The sequence below is a fragment of the Myroides guanonis genome (genome assembly GCF_900114085.1).
Taxonomy (GTDB): Bacteria; Bacteroidota; Bacteroidia; order Flavobacteriales; family Flavobacteriaceae; genus Flavobacterium; species Flavobacterium guanonis.
Genome location: NZ_FORU01000004.1, coordinates 14,888 through 32,640, shown reverse-complemented (window position 1 = coordinate 32,640; position 17,753 = coordinate 14,888). Strand labels below are relative to the sequence as shown.

The window sequence follows — 17,753 nt, the reverse complement described above, 5'->3', positions numbered from 1 at the left end:
TTATTTGTTTCAAAGTTCCATAAGTCTCTCACTATACTAAAATTTTTCTTCTCAATATCTTACCAGTAGGGGTTTCTTCAAACTCAGGAACAAATTGTATTTCTTTAGGTTTTTCATATTTAGACAAAGACTCAAAAACCTCATCTTTAAGAACATATGGTTCACTCTCAATAACCAAAACAACCTTCTCTCCTAGAACTTCATCTTCTTTACCAATAATAAAAAAGCGATACGGAATATAATGAGCTAATCGTTCCTCTATTTGCTCAGGAAATAATTTAACTCCTCCACTATTAACCACATTATCAATCCTTCCTTTCCAAACAAAATGCTTATCATCAATTATATCCACGATATCATTCGTTTGAACTGGTTCATCCGTTATTTCTGGAGCTGTAATAAGCAAACATCCTCTCGAATCAGTTGATATAACAACATGTGGCAAAACAGTAAATGCAACCTCACCTAACTTTTTAATCGCTATGTGTGTAATCGTTTCTGTCATACCATACGTCTCATAAATAGAAGTATCAATCCCCTCTAACTTATTATGTAACTGCGTGCTAATTCTAGCCCCTCCAACAATAATTTTTTCTATTCTATGAAGATTATCCAACGAATTTTCAACCTGTAAGGGTACCATCGCACAGAAATCATAATCCTTAGTAATTCCATCTAAAGGAGACGATGTAGGTTCAACAAAATCCAATTCCCAACCAAGAATCATCGCACGAACAAACATCATTTTCCCAGCAATATACCTCGTTGGTAAACAAAGCAAAGCCTTTGTTTTCTCAAACACTCCGAAAAATGCAGCAGTAGCTTTTGCAGAAGCAATCATGTGTTCCTTATTCAGTTCAATTTCCTTAGGAGCACCAGTAGTTCCCGATGTAGTTAATAAAACAAAATCATTATCATCAAACCACTGCAAAATCAAATTACCTAAATCTTCTTCAAAAGGATTTCCATCCTTAATAAGCATAAATGCTAAATGCTGTAACTGCAATTCATCAAACGTTTGACCATTCAACTTAAAATCGGGGTGAATTTGAAACTTTTTCATAGTATTTATGGTTTGGGGGTTAGCACTTTTCCAAATAATCTAGACTTCCAATCATTCCACTTATAGATTCTAGAATAGAGTAATAACAATAAAGGAAATAATATTCCAACTTGAATTAATAAATCCGCAGCTGAACTTCCTTCTTCAACGGGTGTAAGGTCTAAAAAGATGGAATTTGTTTGAAAGGCTGTCCAATTAGAAGTAACCAAAAGTGCGCCAATTAAATTGTTCGCAGCATGAAAACCCAAAGCCAACTCAATACCTTCATCCATCAAGGTCATAATTCCCAACAAAAAACCCGCTCCTATATAGTAAATCATAATTGAATACCCAAGCTTTTCAACTTCTGGATTTGCTAAATGCAATAACCCAAACAGCAACGAAGTGATGATTAATGCCACAAATCTACTTTTACTCGCCAAACCAATAGCTTGCATTAAATAACCACGTAGAAAGTATTCCTCAAAAGCAACTTGCAGAGGAATTAATATAATCGCTATGACAAGAAACCCTAAAAAAGGAAAGAACTTTAAATTGAACTCAAAGTTCCCTGGATTACTTATATATTGAAAAATAAACATTGCAATAATACATAGCGACCATATTCCGAAAGACACACCTATCCTCTTAAAATCAATCTTAGAACGAGAAGTAGTTAAGCTTATAAAACTCTGTTTTTGAACGCCCAACACCCAAGCCAACAACATTAACAACATAAAAATCATGGGGCCCACAGTCATCAAAAAATTAATATTTTTGCCATATAACTCAATATTAGCACGAATAATCTCAGAAGTAGATTGGTGCAACATCTTCGTTCCTATCCAATTTAAAAACATTAACCCTACGAAAAATAAAGGAAACGGTAAATACAACCATAAGTTTACGGGTTTGTTTCCTTTTAATAATTGCTCAATATACTTCATATGGTTAAATTTGTAGATATTCATTAAAAAAATACAACTAAAAGCATGATCACAATCTATCACAATCCCCGTTGCAGTAAATCTAGAGAAGGTTTAACTTACCTAGAAGACAAGGGTGTCCAATACAAAATTACAAAATATTTAGACGAGCCACTCACTAAAGAAGAATTAACTGATATATTAAGAAAACTCAATTTTAAACCCATTGAATTAGTTCGTACCAAAGAAGAAATATGGAAAGAACTAACTAAAGATAAAAACTTAGAAGACAATGAAATTATCGAGGCAATGGTTAAATATCCACGTCTAATAGAACGTCCTATTATCATCAATGGAGATAAAGCTGTTATTGCTAGGCCCACTGAAAACATAGATACTATAATTTAGTTTAACAAAACATTATTAACCACTCCATTAAACCTTCGAGTTTAAATGAAGTCTAACTAGATTATAAACTAACGTAAATAATGAGAAAAATTCAAGCGACGTGTATTCTTTTAAGTATATTCTTTTTTACAATAACAAGTATTGCACAAAATCAAAAACGAGTAACATTGTCGGGGACCATCATAGAAGCCTCGACCAACCAACCATTAGAATACGCTAGTATTTATGCTGAAAACACTCAGGATACGTCAATAGTATCTGGAGGAATGACCAATGCAAAAGGATACTTTAGCTTTGAAGTTCCCGAAGGAAATTATTATTTAAAAATAGACTTTTTAGGTTTCAAAACTCTAGAAATTTCAAATGTTATAGTTAATGGTGATACTTCCATTGGTTTGCATAAAATTCAAGACGATAACCAAACATTAGAAGAAGTAACAATCATTGCTGAACGCTCGACTGTAGATATTAAACTCGACAAAAAAGTATATAACGTTGGTCAAGATATGATTGTAAAAGGAGGAACAGCAAGTGACGTATTAGACAACGTACCCTCTGTTACTGTAGATGCTGAAGGAACAGTAAGTTTACGTGGAAATGAAAGCGTAAAAGTACTAATAGATGGAAAACCATCAGGTTTAGCATCTAATATTTCAGAAGCCTTACGTATAATACCAGCAGAATCAATAGAAAAAGTAGAAGTAATCACAAATCCATCAGCACGTTACGAAGCAGAAGGAGGAGCAGGAATCATAAACATAATCCTTCGAAAAGGACAAGCGTTAGGAATTAATGGTAGCGTTACAGGAACAGTTGGACACCCTGATAATTATGACCTAAATGCAAACGTAAACTTTAGAAGTGAGAAATTTAATCTATTTACAACCTCAGGATATTCTGATTCAAAATCGGAGGGCTACAGCATCAACAATAACCAATACTTAGACCAACTTACAGGTTTGCCGTCTAGTTATATTTACGAGTCTAAAGACAACGAGAGAAATAGAAAAGGATACAATATCAACTTTGGTTTAGAATGGTTTCTAACAGACTCTTTTACATGGAGCAATGTTGTTTCAACAAGAAAGAATAAAATATCGAATCCAAGCCACGTGAACTACGATTACTTTGATGCAGATAAAAATTTTGATTATTCTCGCGCTAGAAATGAAGACAAAATAAGTAACAGAGAAAACATTGAGTATACTACTTCCTTTGAGAAAAAATTCAATGATGATGGTCATAAATTAAATATAGAATACACAGTTTCCAAAGATAAAGAAAGAGACAACTCAACAATTAAAGACCAAATCCTAAATCAATCTAACTTTGGACTAGAACGCACTTTTAGTACAGAAGATGAAAACAGAAACTACGTAAAAGCAGACTATGTTTTACCAATAGGTCAAAACGGTCAATTTGAAGCAGGATACTTAGGTAACTTTTCAACTACTCTTAATAGTTTTGTTTTAAACAATCGCGTTAATGACGAATGGGTTTATGACTCAAAACTTTCGAACACCCTTGAATACAAGGAAAAAATCAATGCAGTTTATGCACAGTACGGATCTAAAATAAACAAGTTTAGCTATATGTTAGGATTGCGTTTTGAGGACACCAATATTGACGTCAATGAACTTACTACACAAGACTACAATAACAAAAAATACAATGATTTCTATCCAAGTGTATTTTTAAATTATGAATTTTCTGAATCAAGTAGTACTACTATAAGTTATAGTAAACGAGTAAATAGACCAAGAGGTTTCTTCTTGAACCCTTTCTCAAACTACTCAAGTGATATTAACTTCTTTCAAGGAAACCCTAATTTAGACCCTTCAAAAACAGACGCATTCGATTTGGGATACATGAAGAGATGGACAGGATTCACATTAAGTACATCAGCTTATTTAAACAAAACAGAAGATGCTTTCCAATTTGTAAAAAGGATGAATGGAACAACCGCAGATGGAACACCTATCACAGTGAGCTCTCCAATCAACTTGGCTACAGAATATAGATATGGTTTTGAATTTACCGCAAACTATACCCCTTTTAAATGGTGGAAATTAAACGGTAACTTCAACTTTTTCAGATCAGAAACAAAAGGAGATTACACCTTTACAGATAGTGATGGGAATAAGGATACTCAAAACTTTGACAATACATCTTATTCATGGTTTGCACGTCTAAGCTCTAAAATCACACTACCATACAAAATAGATTGGCAGATGAATGGAATGTACCGCGCACCACAAACTACTGCACAAGGTAATATTAAAGGAAATCTTTCTGCAAACTTAGCATTAAGCAAAGATATCTTAAAAGATAACGCTACAGTTACACTAAACGTAAGTGACCTTTTTGACTCTAGAAAAAGAGTCAATGACTTAAACCTACCGTTCTCAAACTCATACAGTGAAATGCAATGGAGAGGAAGACAGATCAACTTATCACTTACCTATAGATTTAATCAAAAGAAAACTGAAAAACCGAAATACGCACCAAAAGCAGAATCGGAAGGAGCAGATATGATGGGATAATTTCTCTTATACTACCAAAAAAGAGGCGTATTGAATATTCAATACGCCTCTTTTTTTATCTACTATTTTGAAGAACATCTATTTAAAATAAGCTTCTCCTCCTCTATTCTGCAGCGAATAAAATATCTTATTATAAGTTGGAAGCTCCAATCCAAATAACATCCCTTGCTCAACAATATAACCAGTCATTATATTCAACTCGGTCAATTCCTTTCCAGCTAGATAATCACTATGCATAGATGTTGTAGAATCTCCCGGGATAGCTTTAAGGCGTTCAGTTATTAATTCTACTATATTGCTTTCTAATCTAACTCCTTTCGCTCTAGCTACACTTGTAACTTCTTCCAACAATTTTTCAATAGTATCAGCATGCGTAGACATCACCTCACCAATACTTGTATTAAAATAGGTCGTAGCTGTAGCAGAAGTAGACACTAAACTATACTTTTCCCAAATCTCAGTTGTAATTGAATCTGTTGCCTGAGCATTAATACCTGAATCCTTTAACATAGTTTCAAACTGACTCATACGTTCTGTTATTCCTGAATCTAATCCAAAAATCAAACGTTGTCTACCACTCTTGTTCTCAACAACTCCAGGAGCTATTAAACGAGAAACTATATACGTACATCCTTTCCAAATTTCATTCTCTGGATAAGCCACTTGTAAACTTTCAAATGCTTTAACTCCATTTAATAAAGGAAGTAAAATAGTATTATCACCAACACACGGTGCTATCTGTTTAAGCGTTTCTTGTAAATCGTAGTTTTTAGTAGAAAGAACTATATAATCAACTACTCCAATTTCTTCGACATTCGAAGTAACTAAACAAGGTTTACAAATAAAACTATAATCTTTAGAACTAACCCTAAGCCCCTGCTCTTGTATAACTTTCAAATTCTCACCACGAGCTAAAAAGCATATGTTTACAGTTTCATCCTCAGCGAATTGTTTTGCTAACAATCCTCCATAGAATCCTCCAACACCGCCCAATCCAACTATCAGGACTTTAACCACTGGTTTTTGAATTTTTGTATTAGTCATAACAATAGTCTAGTCTTCTTCCTCTGTTAAATCAAATATAGCAACATCTTCACTCATGGTTTTATCCATAAATAACTCTAATCTCTCGTCATACACAGATCCTGCATATAAACGTTGTGTTTTTCCAATACTGTCAGACAATCGAAATAACTTCGGTTCAAGACGATTTCGTAATAACTCATCTACTTCATCGATAATATAAAACTTCAACTGATTAACGTCAAAGCCCGCACCGCTCAACATCTCATTCAAACGATCTGGAGTCCCAATTAAGACATCATTACCCAATGATAACATATTCTTATCATTATCGAAATCTGTTCGATCATGCACGCCATAAACGCGAATATTCAAATTCGAACTTAATTTTTCAAACAATTCAACCATCTCTAAAACATGCTCCTTATCTTTTACGACAATCAAAGCCTGAGTAGCTATTTCTTCTTCTTCTTCCTCCTCTACATATCCAATTCGTTGTATTGCCGCGATAACCAAACAAAGTGTTTTTCCTTGTTCTGAATTAGCTATTAACAACGTATCTACACCACTTTTAATGGTTCCAAATGTTTTCTTCTGCAAAAGAGTAGGCGTCTCATAACCATTTGCTTTCAATGCCTCCTCTAATTGTATGTTGATTTTTTTTAATTTCATTATTTTTTATTTACTAGCAAACAAAACTACATCCTCTTTACTTACTTCTTTACCTCCTAAAATAATAAGACGTTCCACAACGTTTCTCAATTCACGTATATTTCCAGTCCAATCATATTCTTTTAACAACTCTATTGCACCAGCTGTAAATTCTTTTTTAGCCGTGCCGTGTTCTTGCGCTATCTTTTCAGCAAAATGCTCTATCAATAAAGGTATATCTTCTCTACGCTCATTTAAAGAAGGTACTTTTATCAAGATTACAGCCAATCGATGATATAAATCCTCTCTAAAGCGCCCCTCTTCAATCTCTTTTCTTAAATCCTTATTAGTGGCAGCAATAACTCTAACATCAATTTTCACATCTTTATCCGCACCTACTCTACTGATTACGTTCTCTTGCAAAGCTCTTAATACCTTTGCTTGAGCAGATAAACTCATATCTCCAATTTCATCTAAAAAAATAGTTCCTTTATTGGCAGCCTCAAACTTTCCAGCCCTATCCTTCACTGCTGAAGTAAATGCCCCTTTCACATGACCAAACAGTTCACTTTCTATCAATTCTGATGGAATTGCAGCACAATTAACCTCAACCAAAGTAAACTTTGAACGACTACTTTGTTCGTGTAATTGATGAGCGACTAACTCTTTACCCGTTCCATTACCTCCTGTTATCAAAACACGAGCCTCAGTAGGAGCAACTTTTTCAATGATTTCCTTAATTCTATTTATTGGTTCACTATTCCCTATCATCTGATAGTTCTTAGAAACTTTTTTCTTCAATATAGTATTCTCAACCACCAAATGACTTTTTTCTAAAGCATTTCTAACGGTTGTCAATAATCGATTCAAATCAGGAGGTTTGGAAATATAATCAAATGCACCCAATCTCATTGTATTAACAGCAGTTTCCAAATCTCCATGCCCAGAAATCATAACAAACGAGATTTCTGGTTTCATTTTTTTCGCCATTGCCAACACCTCTTCACCGTCCATCTTTGGCATTTTAATATCACAAATCACCAAATCAAAATCCTCATTCTTAATTTTTTCAATTCCCTGTAAGCCGTCTTCTGCCTCAGAAACTTGATAATCTGGATTTTCTTCTTCAAGAATTTTAGAGAGCACGCGACGAATCGCTGCCTCATCTTCAATGATTAAAATCTTTGATATTTTTGACATATCGCATTAATATAAAAACAAGTTATTTAATATTTTAACCACTTATACAGTTCTTTCCATGAAGGTTTTGTACCATACATTAAAACCCCAACTCTATAGATCTTAGAAGCTAGCCATACAAATAATATAAAGGTTGCAAACAAAATACAAACTGAAACTATAATTTGCCAAACAGGAACTCCAAAAGGAATACGCATTAACATCACTATAGGAGAAGTAAAAGGAATCATAGAAAACACCGTTGCAACTGTCCCATGTGGATCATTAATCACTGTAAAAAAACCAACATAAACAGCTAACATAAGAGGCAACATAATTGGAAACAAGAATTGCTGTGAATCTGTTTCATTATCAACAGCAGCTCCAATAGCCGCGTATAAAGAACTATATAAAAAGTATCCTCCTATAAAAAACACTATGAACGAAACAAACATAGTAATCAAAGGCATTTTTAATATCTCTCCAATATAACTTTGAATAGTTGCAACAATATCAGTATCCAAAGGCACAGCACCAGAACTAATAGCCTCTGTAGGCATAGTAGAGCCCGTTTCCAAACCTAATACAAAAGTTGTAATCATCATTAACAATCCTCCTAAAACACCCCAAATCACGAATTGTAAGATTCCTGCTAACGAAGTACCAATAATTTTACCCATCATCAATTGAAATGGTTTTACAGAAGAAATAATAATTTCAATAATTCTATTTGTTTTCTCTTCAATAACACTTCGCATTACAAGGTTACCGTACACAATGATAAACATGAAGATTAAATAACCAAAAGCCCCACCAATAACAATCTTAATCTCATTCAGACCTTTAACCGTCGCTTCACCAGAAGCCTTAGTAAGATTTAAACTAACCTCTGCTTTTGATTTTTCAATTAATGCTAAATCAATCCCTTCAGACAGCAAATTAATATTTGTAATCTTATCTTCTATTGTCGATTCAATCTTAGTTACTAATCCCATACTAGGACTGTCATCAGAAACATAAGTTACAGCATTTTGCAACTCGTTCAAATTATCCTTCTTAGGAATTACAATCAACCCCTCATAAGCTTTAGACAAAATACTGTCTTTAATAATGTTTACATCAATAGCAGATAGGTTCTGAAACTCATAACTCTCTGAGTTCTCAAATTGATCAACAAAAAGTCCAGTCTCATCGTGAATAGCTATTTTCTTAACATCAGCTTTCATTGAACTTAAATATCCAACCAAAGCGGCAAGACCAACAAAAATAAATGGACTTAAAAAAGTCATAACAATAAAAGACTTGTTTCTAACTTTCGCTATGAACTCTCTTTTTATAATTAGTGATAATACGTTCATATTACTTACTTACAGATTGAATAAAAATATCGTTTACAGTAGGGATTTTCTCTTGAAAATGAGTCACTTGTCCATTATTAATCAAGACCTGTAGCAGCTCATTTGGAGATTTAGAATTTAAATCAATTTCTAACTGCAATTCATCGTGAATAGATTTGAATTGAGTAGGTTGAATTTTAAAATCCTGAGTTAACTGAAACATCAACCTCTCAACATTAGAACTAAGAATTCCAATCTGATAAGTATTAGTTCTAAATTCACGTTTCACATCAATTAGTTTACCTTCTAATAATTTATTAGATTTATGAATCAAAGCAATATGATCACACATCTCTTCAACACTTTCCATACGGTGAGTTGAAAATATGATAGTAGCTCCCTTATCTCTCAGTTCTAAAATTTCATCTTTAATCAAATTAGCATTAACTGGGTCAAAACCAGAAAATGGTTCATCAAAAATCAGAAGTTTAGGCTGATGCAATACTGTAACAACAAACTGTATCTTTTGAGCCATTCCTTTAGAAAGCTCTTGAATTTTCTTATTCCACCAATCTTTGATATCTAATTTTTCAAACCAATACTCCAATTGTTTTTTAGCCTCTTGTTTTGTCAACCCTTTAAGTTGAGCTAGATATAAAGCTTGCTCGCCGACTTTCATACTTTTATACAACCCTCTTTCTTCAGGCATATAACCAATATGTCGAATATGTTTAGGTGATAATACTTCACCATCCAACAATATCTGACCTTTATCTTGAACCGTAATTTGATTGATAATTCGAATTAAGGAAGTCTTACCTGCCCCATTGGGACCTAGCAAACCATAAACACTCCCCTTAGGGATGGAGAGTGACACCTCGTTCAAAGCTGTTTTATCAGCATACTTTTTAACTACCCCTTGTACCTCTAGTATTGAATGCATGAATATTTATAATATTTTTCGTAAAAATAATCTTTTTATTCAAGAAAGAATCTATAATGCATTACGAATAGTCCAAAAAAAACCCAACCTTATTTTTTTCAAAATAAGGTTGGGAAAAATTGCTATGAAAAAGAAAATCCACCGTTTTATAAGTGTTGCCACAAATATATAAATAATTTATATATTACGAAAACATTTCTTTTACTTTTTCGAAAAAAGATTTATCTGATTTAGTTGGATGAGGTGTGAAATTCTCATCATTCTGCATAGATTCAAAGAAATCACGTTGTTCTTTCGTTAATTTTTTTGGAGTCCATACATTGATATGAATCAATAAATCACCAGGTCTATATCCATTTATACTTGGTAGTCCTTTGCCTTTCAGTCTAAGAATTTTTCCTGACTGAATACCCTCTTCTAATTTTATACGTACTCTTCCAGAAACTGTTTCAATTTCCTTAGAACCGCCTAAAACCGCTTCTGAAAAACTTATATATAAATCATAATGAAGATTTTCTCCTTCACGTTTTAAAAACTCGTGTTCAAGTTCTTCAATAACCACCAACAAATCTCCAGGTACACTATTATTTCCAGGAGCTTCATTTCCTTTACCAGAAACTTTCAACTGCATCCCTTCTACAACCCCTGCAGGTATTTTGATAGAAACTGTTTCATCACTCATTACCATACCTTGTGCATCTGCTCCAGCTGGCTTACTATCAATTATTTGTCCTGAACCATTACATGTAGGACAAGGTGAAGAAGTTTGCATTCTTCCTAAGATTGTATTAGTAATCCTTGAAACCTGACCAGAACCATTACAAGTATTACAAGTTTTAAAAGTAACACCCGAAGCTTTCACTTTGCGTTTTACCTTTATCTTCTTCTCAACACCATTAGCAATATCTTCTAAAGTCAACTTTACTTTAATTCGTAGATTGCTACCTTTCACTCGTCGAGCACCTCCGCCTCCGCCGAAGCCACCAAAGCCGCCTCCGCCAAAAGCTCCTCCGAATATATCCCCGAATTGACTGAAAATATCATCCATATTCATGTGGCCACTTCCACCGCCAAAACCTCCTGCACCATCAAAAGCCGCATGTCCATATTGATCATATCGCGCCTTTTTATCAGGGTCACTCAAAATTTCATAAGCTTCTGCTGCCTCCTTAAATTTCTCCTCTGCAGTATGATCGCCAGGATTTTTATCAGGATGAAATTCAATCGCCTTTTTTCTATAAGCTTTCTTTATAGTTGCTGCATCTGCTCCCTTGTCTATCCCTAATATTTCGTAATAATCTTTCTTCATCGATTTCGTATTATTTTATTTCTGATTATTGACCAATTACAACTTTCGGAAAACGAATAATTTTATCTCCAAGTTTATAACCTCGTTCAATTACATCAACAACTTTACCTTTCATATCATCTCCAGCAGGAATTTGTGTAATAGCTTCTGCAGAATCAACATTAAAATCATCACCTTTATCAATAGCTACCTCTTCTAATCCCTTAGAATTTAATGTATCTCTTAATTTACCTGATATTAAAGTTACTCCTGTCAAATGTTCACTTTCGCCTAACTTCTCTAATTCTGCCAAAGCTCTATCAAAGTCATCCAAAACTGGTAATAATGCCAACATAACTTCTTCACCTGCTGTTCTGAATAACTCTAATCGTTCTTTAGAAGTCCTTTTCTTATAATTTTCAAATTCAGCAAACAAGCGTAAGAACTTGTTTCTTTCCTCTTCAAGCTTCTCATTTAAAACTTGCTCCACATCTACCACTTCATTCTCTTGCTCTACAGCTTGATTCTCCTGTAAGTTTTCTTCTTGTCCTGTTTTTATATCTTTATCTTGTGTACTCATATCTAGAAAATAAGTTTTTATATTAAATTCATTGCATTCTAATCAAAAGTACTGCCAAGTTCAACATGAATGACATTTTGACACAAATCCCATAACTAAAGAAGATTTCAAACAAGGCTTGAAATAAGAATCCCCAATTACATTTATTCTTAAATAAAACAACATAATCAATGGATTTAATTATTATTTAATATTAATCTAGATAATAATTACTTATATTTGTTTTTTAAAAAATTATATTGAGTAACTATGAAAAAACATGTTATCACTTTATTCGCTTTGGCGGCATTGAGTTTAACTGCGTGTAAAAACGACAAAAAGGTTGATGAAACAACTACAGTTGAAACAGTCGAAGCATCAAAAGATTCACAACAATACAACGCAGTTGTAAGCGATTCTAAAATCAATTGGGAAGGTTCTAAAGTAGTTGGAGGAAAGCACCATGGTACTATTTCTTTAGCAAACGGAACAATCAATGTAAAAGACGGTAAAATCGAAAACGGAACTTTCGTAATCGATATGAACTCTATTACAGTAACTGACTTAGTGTCTGCTGATGGTAAAGAAGATTTAGAAGCACATTTAAAAGGAACCTCATCTGACGAGTCTGCTGATCATTTCTTTAACGTGGCTAAATACCCACAAGCTACGTTCAACATTACTTCTATCAAAGAAGAAAACGGAGTTACAACAGTAGTAGGTAACCTTACTATAAAAGGAACAACTAAAAATGTTGAGTTCCCAGCTGTAATCAATACCTCAGAAAATGAAGTTAGCATTCATGCAGATGCATTTCCTATCAACAGAACAGAATTCGGAGTTAATTACAACTCTAACTCTGTATTTGATGGGTTAGGAGATAAAGCGATTAACGACAATATCGAAATAAAACTACATATCGTTGCAAAAAAATAATTATTAATTCAATTACAATTATTTTAATCGATAAAAGAGCTCCTTGAAGGAGCTCTTTTTATTTTAGTTCAAACTCTAGACACTATTTATTCAACAAATTAGAAAGAGCTTTATCTAGAGTAGGAAACTTAAAAACAAAGCCCGTTTCTAATACTTTATCATTTGAAACTCGCTGTCCAGAAGTAACCAATACATGCTTTTCACCTAGAACTAACATCAGCATAAAAGTAGGTACACGTGGCAGCCATATAATCCTATCCAATTTAGTGGCTAACTTCTTAACAAACTCCTTATTCTTTTCTGGTTCTTGAGCTACAGCATTATAAACACCTACTAAATTGTGTTCAATAGCATAGGTAAACAATCTTGTTACATCCTCAACATGAATCCAAGAATAATACTGATTACCACTTCCAAGAACTGACCCAAACCTCCAAATAATTGGTTTAATCAACTCAGGTAAAGCACCAGCTGTTCGGGATAAAACCAAACCTATTCTAATCAAACAAACGTCTATTCCTAATGATTCAAATTTTCTATTTTCATTTTCCCACTGCAAGACCACATCCCCTAAAAAATCAGAAGCTACCTCACTCCTATTTTCATATTGCCATTGATCCGAATTCTTATAAACCCCAATAGCAGATGCACAAACAATATTTTTGACCTTATGTGAATTATTCTTCAAAACATTAAACAACAATTGCGAAGAAACAATCCTACTCTTTAAAATTCTTTCCTTTCCTTCTTTACTCCAAGACCCTGCGATACTCTCCCCTGCTAAATGCACGATAACTTCTACTCCTTCAAGACTTTTAACGTTCAACTCACCTTTTTTAGGATTCCACAAAAAACCATGATACCTGGTTGAATCTAAAAGTTTTTTAGGTTGTGTCGTTAAATAATGAATAGTGTGTCCCTTTCCTAGTAAAAAACTAGTAATAGATTGTCCTAAAAACCCTGTTGCACCCGTTATTAAAATCTTCATCAGTATATTTATTTAACCTTAACAGTCCATTCAAACTTCATTTCAGACACCTGCTCTCCTTTTTCATTTGTTCCGACCGACTTCATCCAAAAAGTCTGCCCCTCACCAGTGTCTATGGCTTTTTGGATAGCAAGCTCTACCAATAATCCATCAGTACATTTAAAATCTATGCGGCCCGTAGCTTTTTTAGTAAAACTACTCGTGTTATTAGCTACTAACATAGAAATTCTTTTATTGCTATCTTCTATTTTTTTCATAACCAAAACACCTGTAGATAATTCAGCTGCCATAGCTTGAACGGCAAAATACATAGAGTTAAAAGGATTTTGATTTCTCCAACCATGCTTAACAGTTGTTATACTAGAATTATCATCTATATACTTAAGCCTCACACCACTCCAAAAAGCGGCCGGAAGTTTTAAGAACAAGAACATATTGATTTTTGAAGGAGTAAATTTCATAATCTTTTTCTTTAAAGTTACAAAAAATCTCTAAAGCTAAAACAAAAACAAAAATGTTAATCTTTAGTTAATTTATAGTACTATGCGATACAAGGTACAGTCTTTTGTACATATCTTTGCTATAGACAATACGAAAGAAAATACTTCAATTATGAATATAGAAAACACTAAAGCACAAATGCGAAAAGGTATTCTAGAGTTCTGTATCCTTTCCATACTTAAAAGAAAGGACTGTTATACATCAGAAATCTTAGAAGAACTAAAAAGCGTTAAATTAGTAGTAGTAGAAGGAACAGTATATCCTCTATTAACCAGACTAAAGAATGATGACTTATTAATTTACAGATGGGAAGAATCCAATGCTGGACCACCTAGAAAATATTACGAACTCACAGAGAAAGGTAATCAGTTTTTAATAGAACTTGGAAAAACTTGGACAACACTATCAGAAGCAGTAGATAAAATAACTTCAAACAACATCAACCATGAATAAGACATTAACAGTTAATATAGCAGGCCTAGTATTTCATATTGAAGAAAATGCCTACCAGAAACTTTATCAATATTTAGAAGCGATCAAACGTTCTATAACAACAGAGGAACGCGAAGAAATCATTCATGATATAGAACTTCGAATTGCAGAACTATTTTCTTCTAAAATTGATGACTTTAATCAAGTTATCATTGATGAGAATGTTGAAGAGGTAATCCAAATTATGGGTAAACCCGAAGATTATAACTTAGATGGAGAAAGCGATAATACATCACACGATGAAACCTATTATAATTTTCCAAGAGTCAAAAAGTTATACAGAGACAAAGAAAACTCTTTATTAGGAGGTGTACTAGCAGGTTTAGGACATTACTTCAAAATTGATGTAGTATGGATGCGCGTTATATTCCTAATACTTCTACTCTTTTATGGAACAGGTGTTGTACTTTACATCATACTATGGATAGTGATACCCGCAGCTAAAACGACAACTCAAATTTTAGAAATGAGAGGTGAACCTATTAACATATCCTCCATCGAAAAAAAAGTAAAAGAAAACATCGAGTATGTCACTAATAAAGTACAAAATTTCGATTATCAAAAAATTTCAAAATCCACAAAAGAAACTACAAATCAAGGACTAGAAATAATTAAACGAATAATCGGAGTCTTACTACTTTTTGTTTCTATAGCTGGTTTTTTAGTCGCTAGTTTTGCAACAATTTTTATTTTAAAAAATGGCTCTTACATAAACAATGAGTTTAGTACATTATTCTTTACTGGATCCTACCCCAATTGGATAACTACATCATTATTTTTATTCGTAATGCTAGCACCTTTCATAGTATTCCTTTTAATAGGTCTTAAATTACTATATTCCAATATTAAATATATAGGAGCGTTTTCTATTACAATAGTAATTTTATGGATAATTAGTCTATTTACTTTAGCACTACCTGTCGCTGAAGTAAACAAAATAAATCAAATCATAGAAGTCTATGATGAAGATGACGTTCAATATGAAAACGAAATATCGTTAGGCTCTGCTACAGATACATTAAATATAAAAATGATGGACTATTTGTTCTTCTCTGATAATGAAAACAACACAAACTCGGAAAGCATCAAAAACATCCCAGAATATTTAGATCTAGACATTCAATTCCTTCAATCTTTTCAAGATACCGCATATGCTACTTTAAAAGTTGAAGTTGATGGAAAGGAAATTTCTTCAAAAAAGAAGAGAAAAGGTATTGTGGAGATTCCTAGCTACAACGTGAAATACAAGGATAACACCTTATATATTTCAGATAGTATTTTATATGAAAACAATGAAACGAGTTGGGAAAACAATATCAAATTAAATTTTTATTTACCTGAGAAAAGTTTTGTTCAATTTGACGAACAGTTAATTCCATTCATAAAGAATCAAAACACTATTCAAAAAGGAAATCACACATATCAATTAATCAATCAACAACTTAATTGTGTAGATTGTATTTAGTATCTTTACTACCCCCAACCAACTATAACTATTATGATAACAATATTTATTAAAATCGTCCAAGTAATTATGTATCAATTACTCAACCTATTCTGCTAAACAGAATTAATTATAACAATGTAATAGTATAAAAAAAGGGGAAGCCATTTAAATGGCTTCCCCTTTTGTATTTTAAAAGATGAATTCTACTAATAAGAACCAGCTTCTCTTTGTGCGTCTTGAATCATTTTGTCATTAGCTTTAATACCAAATTCAACTCGACGGTTTTTCATTTGTCCTTCTTTTGTATCATTAGAAGCGATTGGATCAGCAATCCCCATTCCTTGAGTTTTCATTCTTTTCGCAGAGATACCTTGTTGAGTTAAATAAGTTTTCACTGAATTAGCTCTTTGTCCTGACAATTTCAGATTATACTCTTCTTTACCTGTGATATCAGTATATCCATAAATATCAATATCTGTATCTGGGTTTTCTTTGAATACTTTTACCAATTTATCCAAGTTTGCTTTTGCTTTATCAGTTAAAGTAGCTTGGTTGATATTAAAGTTCACCGAATTCTCTCCTAAGATTAATTTAATTCCTTCACCAATACGTTCTACCTCAGCACCTGGAACTGTTTCTTGAATTTCACGTGCTTGTTTATCCATTTTATTTCCAATAACTCCACCTACAGCACCTCCAACTACACCTCCAAGAACCGCACCTAAAGCACTATTTTGTTTATTCCCTAGATTATTTCCTAAAATACCACCAATTATAGCTCCACCAGCAGCACCAATTCCAGCACCTTTTTGTGTGTTATTTGCATTCTTAACCGCGTCACAACTTGTAAGAGATATAGAAGTAGCTAGCATAGTTCCTGCTAATGCGTATACGCTTAATTTTTTCATAATTACTGAGTTTTTATATGTTTTGTTTTTTATATGTATTCTTAGTTTCTACTAAATTGATAAGTTATATCGTAAGATTGTCCTCCTGAATATACCTTGTCTACCAATTGAAAAGACGTTTCTGATTGATTTCTTACTTTCATAGAATAACCGGTTGAAACGTGTTTTGCCTTAACACCTTCATCAATAAATTTAAAATTAAAATCTCCTGATGGTGAAATGGTCCATTTTATATTGTTTTCAAACGTAGGGCAATCTCCTCCACCATTCATAGTAATAACCCCTGAATTATTGTTTGAAACAAATTTCCACTGACTTCCTACAAAACATTTTGCATCTGCAATATCAAAAGAATTCACCTTTACAAAATCACCACCGATATGATCTACCTTAGTTAGTGTCCAGTTCCCTTTCAAACCAACTTGTGATTTACTATCCATTGTAGGTTTACATGAAACCACAAAAAGGGCCATAAGGCCAATTGTAAGTACTTTTTTCATAATTTTCTTTTTTTAACTTAATCAAAACGCATGCCTATTTTTCCGAAATAATTCAAACCTAATTTCACTTTTATGACATCTT

Annotated in this window: 18 protein-coding genes; 5 read left to right on the top strand and 13 right to left on the bottom strand. The window is 33.1% G+C overall.

The features are described from left to right. Positions 1-31: 31 nt before the first annotated feature. Positions 32-1,063: an AMP-binding protein gene (locus BM024_RS04820; protein WP_090678327.1), complete on the bottom strand. Its 1,032-nt coding sequence runs from the start codon at positions 1,061-1,063 to the stop codon at positions 32-34. Between the two features lie 5 nt (positions 1,064-1,068). After that, a complete protein-coding gene (locus BM024_RS04815; RefSeq protein WP_090678326.1) occupies positions 1,069-1,989 on the bottom strand; it encodes a CPBP family intramembrane glutamic endopeptidase in 921 nt (306 codons plus the stop codon). A 45-nt stretch (positions 1,990-2,034) separates the two neighbouring features. Here BM024_RS04815 and arsC point away from each other — a divergent pair, with 45 nt between their 5' ends. Together arsC and BM024_RS04805 are read left to right on the top strand one after the other, a co-directional pair. Continuing rightward, a complete protein-coding gene (gene arsC / locus BM024_RS04810; protein WP_090678325.1) occupies positions 2,035-2,376 on the top strand; it encodes an arsenate reductase (glutaredoxin) in 342 nt (113 codons plus the stop codon). Positions 2,377-2,456: 80 nt separating this feature from the next. Further along, a complete protein-coding gene (locus BM024_RS04805) occupies positions 2,457-4,919 on the top strand; it encodes a TonB-dependent receptor (RefSeq protein WP_090678324.1) in 2,463 nt (820 codons plus the stop codon). A gap of 78 nt (positions 4,920-4,997) precedes the next feature. Here the strand turns inward: BM024_RS04805 and BM024_RS04800 are convergent, their stop codons facing one another. The 7 genes from BM024_RS04800 to BM024_RS04770 form a co-directional block, all read right to left on the bottom strand. Next, positions 4,998-5,963: a ketopantoate reductase family protein gene (locus BM024_RS04800; protein ID WP_090678323.1), complete on the bottom strand. Its 966-nt coding sequence runs from the start codon at positions 5,961-5,963 to the stop codon at positions 4,998-5,000. A 9-nt stretch (positions 5,964-5,972) separates the two neighbouring features. Next, on the bottom strand, positions 5,973-6,614 hold the full coding sequence (locus BM024_RS04795) for a DEAD/DEAH box helicase (RefSeq protein ID WP_090678322.1): 642 nt from the start codon (positions 6,612-6,614) through the stop codon (positions 5,973-5,975). A gap of 6 nt (positions 6,615-6,620) precedes the next feature. Beyond that, positions 6,621-7,784, bottom strand: a complete 1,164-nt coding sequence (locus BM024_RS04790; protein ID WP_090678491.1) for a sigma-54-dependent transcriptional regulator — start codon at positions 7,782-7,784, stop codon at positions 6,621-6,623. A 35-nt stretch (positions 7,785-7,819) separates the two neighbouring features. Continuing rightward, on the bottom strand, positions 7,820-9,130 hold the full coding sequence (locus BM024_RS04785; RefSeq protein WP_090678321.1) for an ABC transporter permease: 1,311 nt from the start codon (positions 9,128-9,130) through the stop codon (positions 7,820-7,822). Position 9,131: 1 nt separating this feature from the next. After that, entirely contained in the window at positions 9,132-10,052 is a 921-nt protein-coding gene (locus tag BM024_RS04780) for an ABC transporter ATP-binding protein (RefSeq protein ID WP_090678320.1), read from the bottom strand. 184 nt (positions 10,053-10,236) lie between these two features. Continuing rightward, positions 10,237-11,361: a molecular chaperone DnaJ gene (dnaJ, locus tag BM024_RS04775; RefSeq protein WP_090678319.1), complete on the bottom strand. Its 1,125-nt coding sequence runs from the start codon at positions 11,359-11,361 to the stop codon at positions 10,237-10,239. A 25-nt stretch (positions 11,362-11,386) separates the two neighbouring features. Further along, positions 11,387-11,920: a nucleotide exchange factor GrpE gene (locus BM024_RS04770; protein ID WP_090678318.1), complete on the bottom strand. Its 534-nt coding sequence runs from the start codon at positions 11,918-11,920 to the stop codon at positions 11,387-11,389. Between the two features lie 249 nt (positions 11,921-12,169). Here BM024_RS04770 and BM024_RS04765 point away from each other — a divergent pair, with 249 nt between their 5' ends. After that, positions 12,170-12,835 (top strand): YceI family protein, encoded by a 666-nt coding sequence (locus BM024_RS04765; protein ID WP_090678317.1) that lies wholly within the window; start codon positions 12,170-12,172, stop codon positions 12,833-12,835. An 82-nt stretch (positions 12,836-12,917) separates the two neighbouring features. Here BM024_RS04765 and BM024_RS04760 read toward each other — a convergent pair whose 3' ends face one another. Next, on the bottom strand, positions 12,918-13,823 hold the full coding sequence (locus BM024_RS04760) for a TIGR01777 family oxidoreductase (protein ID WP_090678316.1): 906 nt from the start codon (positions 13,821-13,823) through the stop codon (positions 12,918-12,920). Positions 13,824-13,831: 8 nt separating this feature from the next. Beyond that, positions 13,832-14,284 (bottom strand): DUF4442 domain-containing protein, encoded by a 453-nt coding sequence (locus tag BM024_RS04755; RefSeq protein WP_090678315.1) that lies wholly within the window; start codon positions 14,282-14,284, stop codon positions 13,832-13,834. A 151-nt stretch (positions 14,285-14,435) separates the two neighbouring features. Between BM024_RS04755 and BM024_RS04750 the strand changes: the two genes are divergently transcribed. Together BM024_RS04750 and BM024_RS04745 are read left to right on the top strand one after the other, a co-directional pair. Beyond that, positions 14,436-14,777, top strand: a complete 342-nt coding sequence (locus tag BM024_RS04750) for a PadR family transcriptional regulator (RefSeq protein ID WP_090678490.1) — start codon at positions 14,436-14,438, stop codon at positions 14,775-14,777. Further along, positions 14,770-16,281, top strand: coding sequence for a PspC domain-containing protein (locus BM024_RS04745; protein WP_090678314.1), 1,512 nt, complete (start codon positions 14,770-14,772; stop codon positions 16,279-16,281). The genes BM024_RS04750 and BM024_RS04745 overlap by 8 nt, the downstream gene beginning before the upstream one ends. Positions 16,282-16,469: 188 nt before the next feature. Here BM024_RS04745 and BM024_RS04740 read toward each other — a convergent pair whose 3' ends face one another. Both BM024_RS04740 and BM024_RS04735 read right to left on the bottom strand, forming a co-directional pair. Then, positions 16,470-17,171, bottom strand: a complete 702-nt coding sequence (locus BM024_RS04740; protein WP_090678313.1) for a YiaD family glycine zipper/OmpA-like lipoprotein — start codon at positions 17,169-17,171, stop codon at positions 16,470-16,472. Positions 17,172-17,212: 41 nt separating this feature from the next. Beyond that, a complete protein-coding gene (locus BM024_RS04735; protein ID WP_090678312.1) occupies positions 17,213-17,671 on the bottom strand; it encodes a lipocalin family protein in 459 nt (152 codons plus the stop codon). Positions 17,672-17,753: the final 82 nt, after the last annotated feature.

Coding starts and splice junctions, on each gene's coding strand:
- BM024_RS04760 (WP_090678316.1), bottom strand. CDS start 13,823: ATGAAGATTTTAATAACGGGTGCAACAGGGTTTTTAGGACAATCTATT.
- BM024_RS04780 (WP_090678320.1), bottom strand. CDS start 10,052: ATGCATTCAATACTAGAGGTACAAGGGGTAGTTAAAAAGTATGCTGAT.
- BM024_RS04765 (WP_090678317.1), top strand. CDS start 12,170: ATGAAAAAACATGTTATCACTTTATTCGCTTTGGCGGCATTGAGTTTA.
- arsC (WP_090678325.1), top strand. CDS start 2,035: ATGATCACAATCTATCACAATCCCCGTTGCAGTAAATCTAGAGAAGGT.
- BM024_RS04795 (WP_090678322.1), bottom strand. CDS start 6,614: ATGAAATTAAAAAAAATCAACATACAATTAGAGGAGGCATTGAAAGCA.
- BM024_RS04800 (WP_090678323.1), bottom strand. CDS start 5,963: ATGACTAATACAAAAATTCAAAAACCAGTGGTTAAAGTCCTGATAGTT.
- BM024_RS04750 (WP_090678490.1), top strand. CDS start 14,436: ATGAATATAGAAAACACTAAAGCACAAATGCGAAAAGGTATTCTAGAG.
- BM024_RS04785 (WP_090678321.1), bottom strand. CDS start 9,130: ATGAACGTATTATCACTAATTATAAAAAGAGAGTTCATAGCGAAAGTT.
- BM024_RS04740 (WP_090678313.1), bottom strand. CDS start 17,171: ATGAAAAAATTAAGCGTATACGCATTAGCAGGAACTATGCTAGCTACT.
- BM024_RS04770 (WP_090678318.1), bottom strand. CDS start 11,920: ATGAGTACACAAGATAAAGATATAAAAACAGGACAAGAAGAAAACTTA.
- dnaJ (WP_090678319.1), bottom strand. CDS start 11,361: ATGAAGAAAGATTATTACGAAATATTAGGGATAGACAAGGGAGCAGAT.
- BM024_RS04745 (WP_090678314.1), top strand. CDS start 14,770: ATGAATAAGACATTAACAGTTAATATAGCAGGCCTAGTATTTCATATT.
- BM024_RS04820 (WP_090678327.1), bottom strand. CDS start 1,063: ATGAAAAAGTTTCAAATTCACCCCGATTTTAAGTTGAATGGTCAAACG.
- BM024_RS04735 (WP_090678312.1), bottom strand. CDS start 17,671: ATGAAAAAAGTACTTACAATTGGCCTTATGGCCCTTTTTGTGGTTTCA.
- BM024_RS04805 (WP_090678324.1), top strand. CDS start 2,457: ATGAGAAAAATTCAAGCGACGTGTATTCTTTTAAGTATATTCTTTTTT.
- BM024_RS04815 (WP_090678326.1), bottom strand. CDS start 1,989: ATGAAGTATATTGAGCAATTATTAAAAGGAAACAAACCCGTAAACTTA.
- BM024_RS04755 (WP_090678315.1), bottom strand. CDS start 14,284: ATGAAATTTACTCCTTCAAAAATCAATATGTTCTTGTTCTTAAAACTT.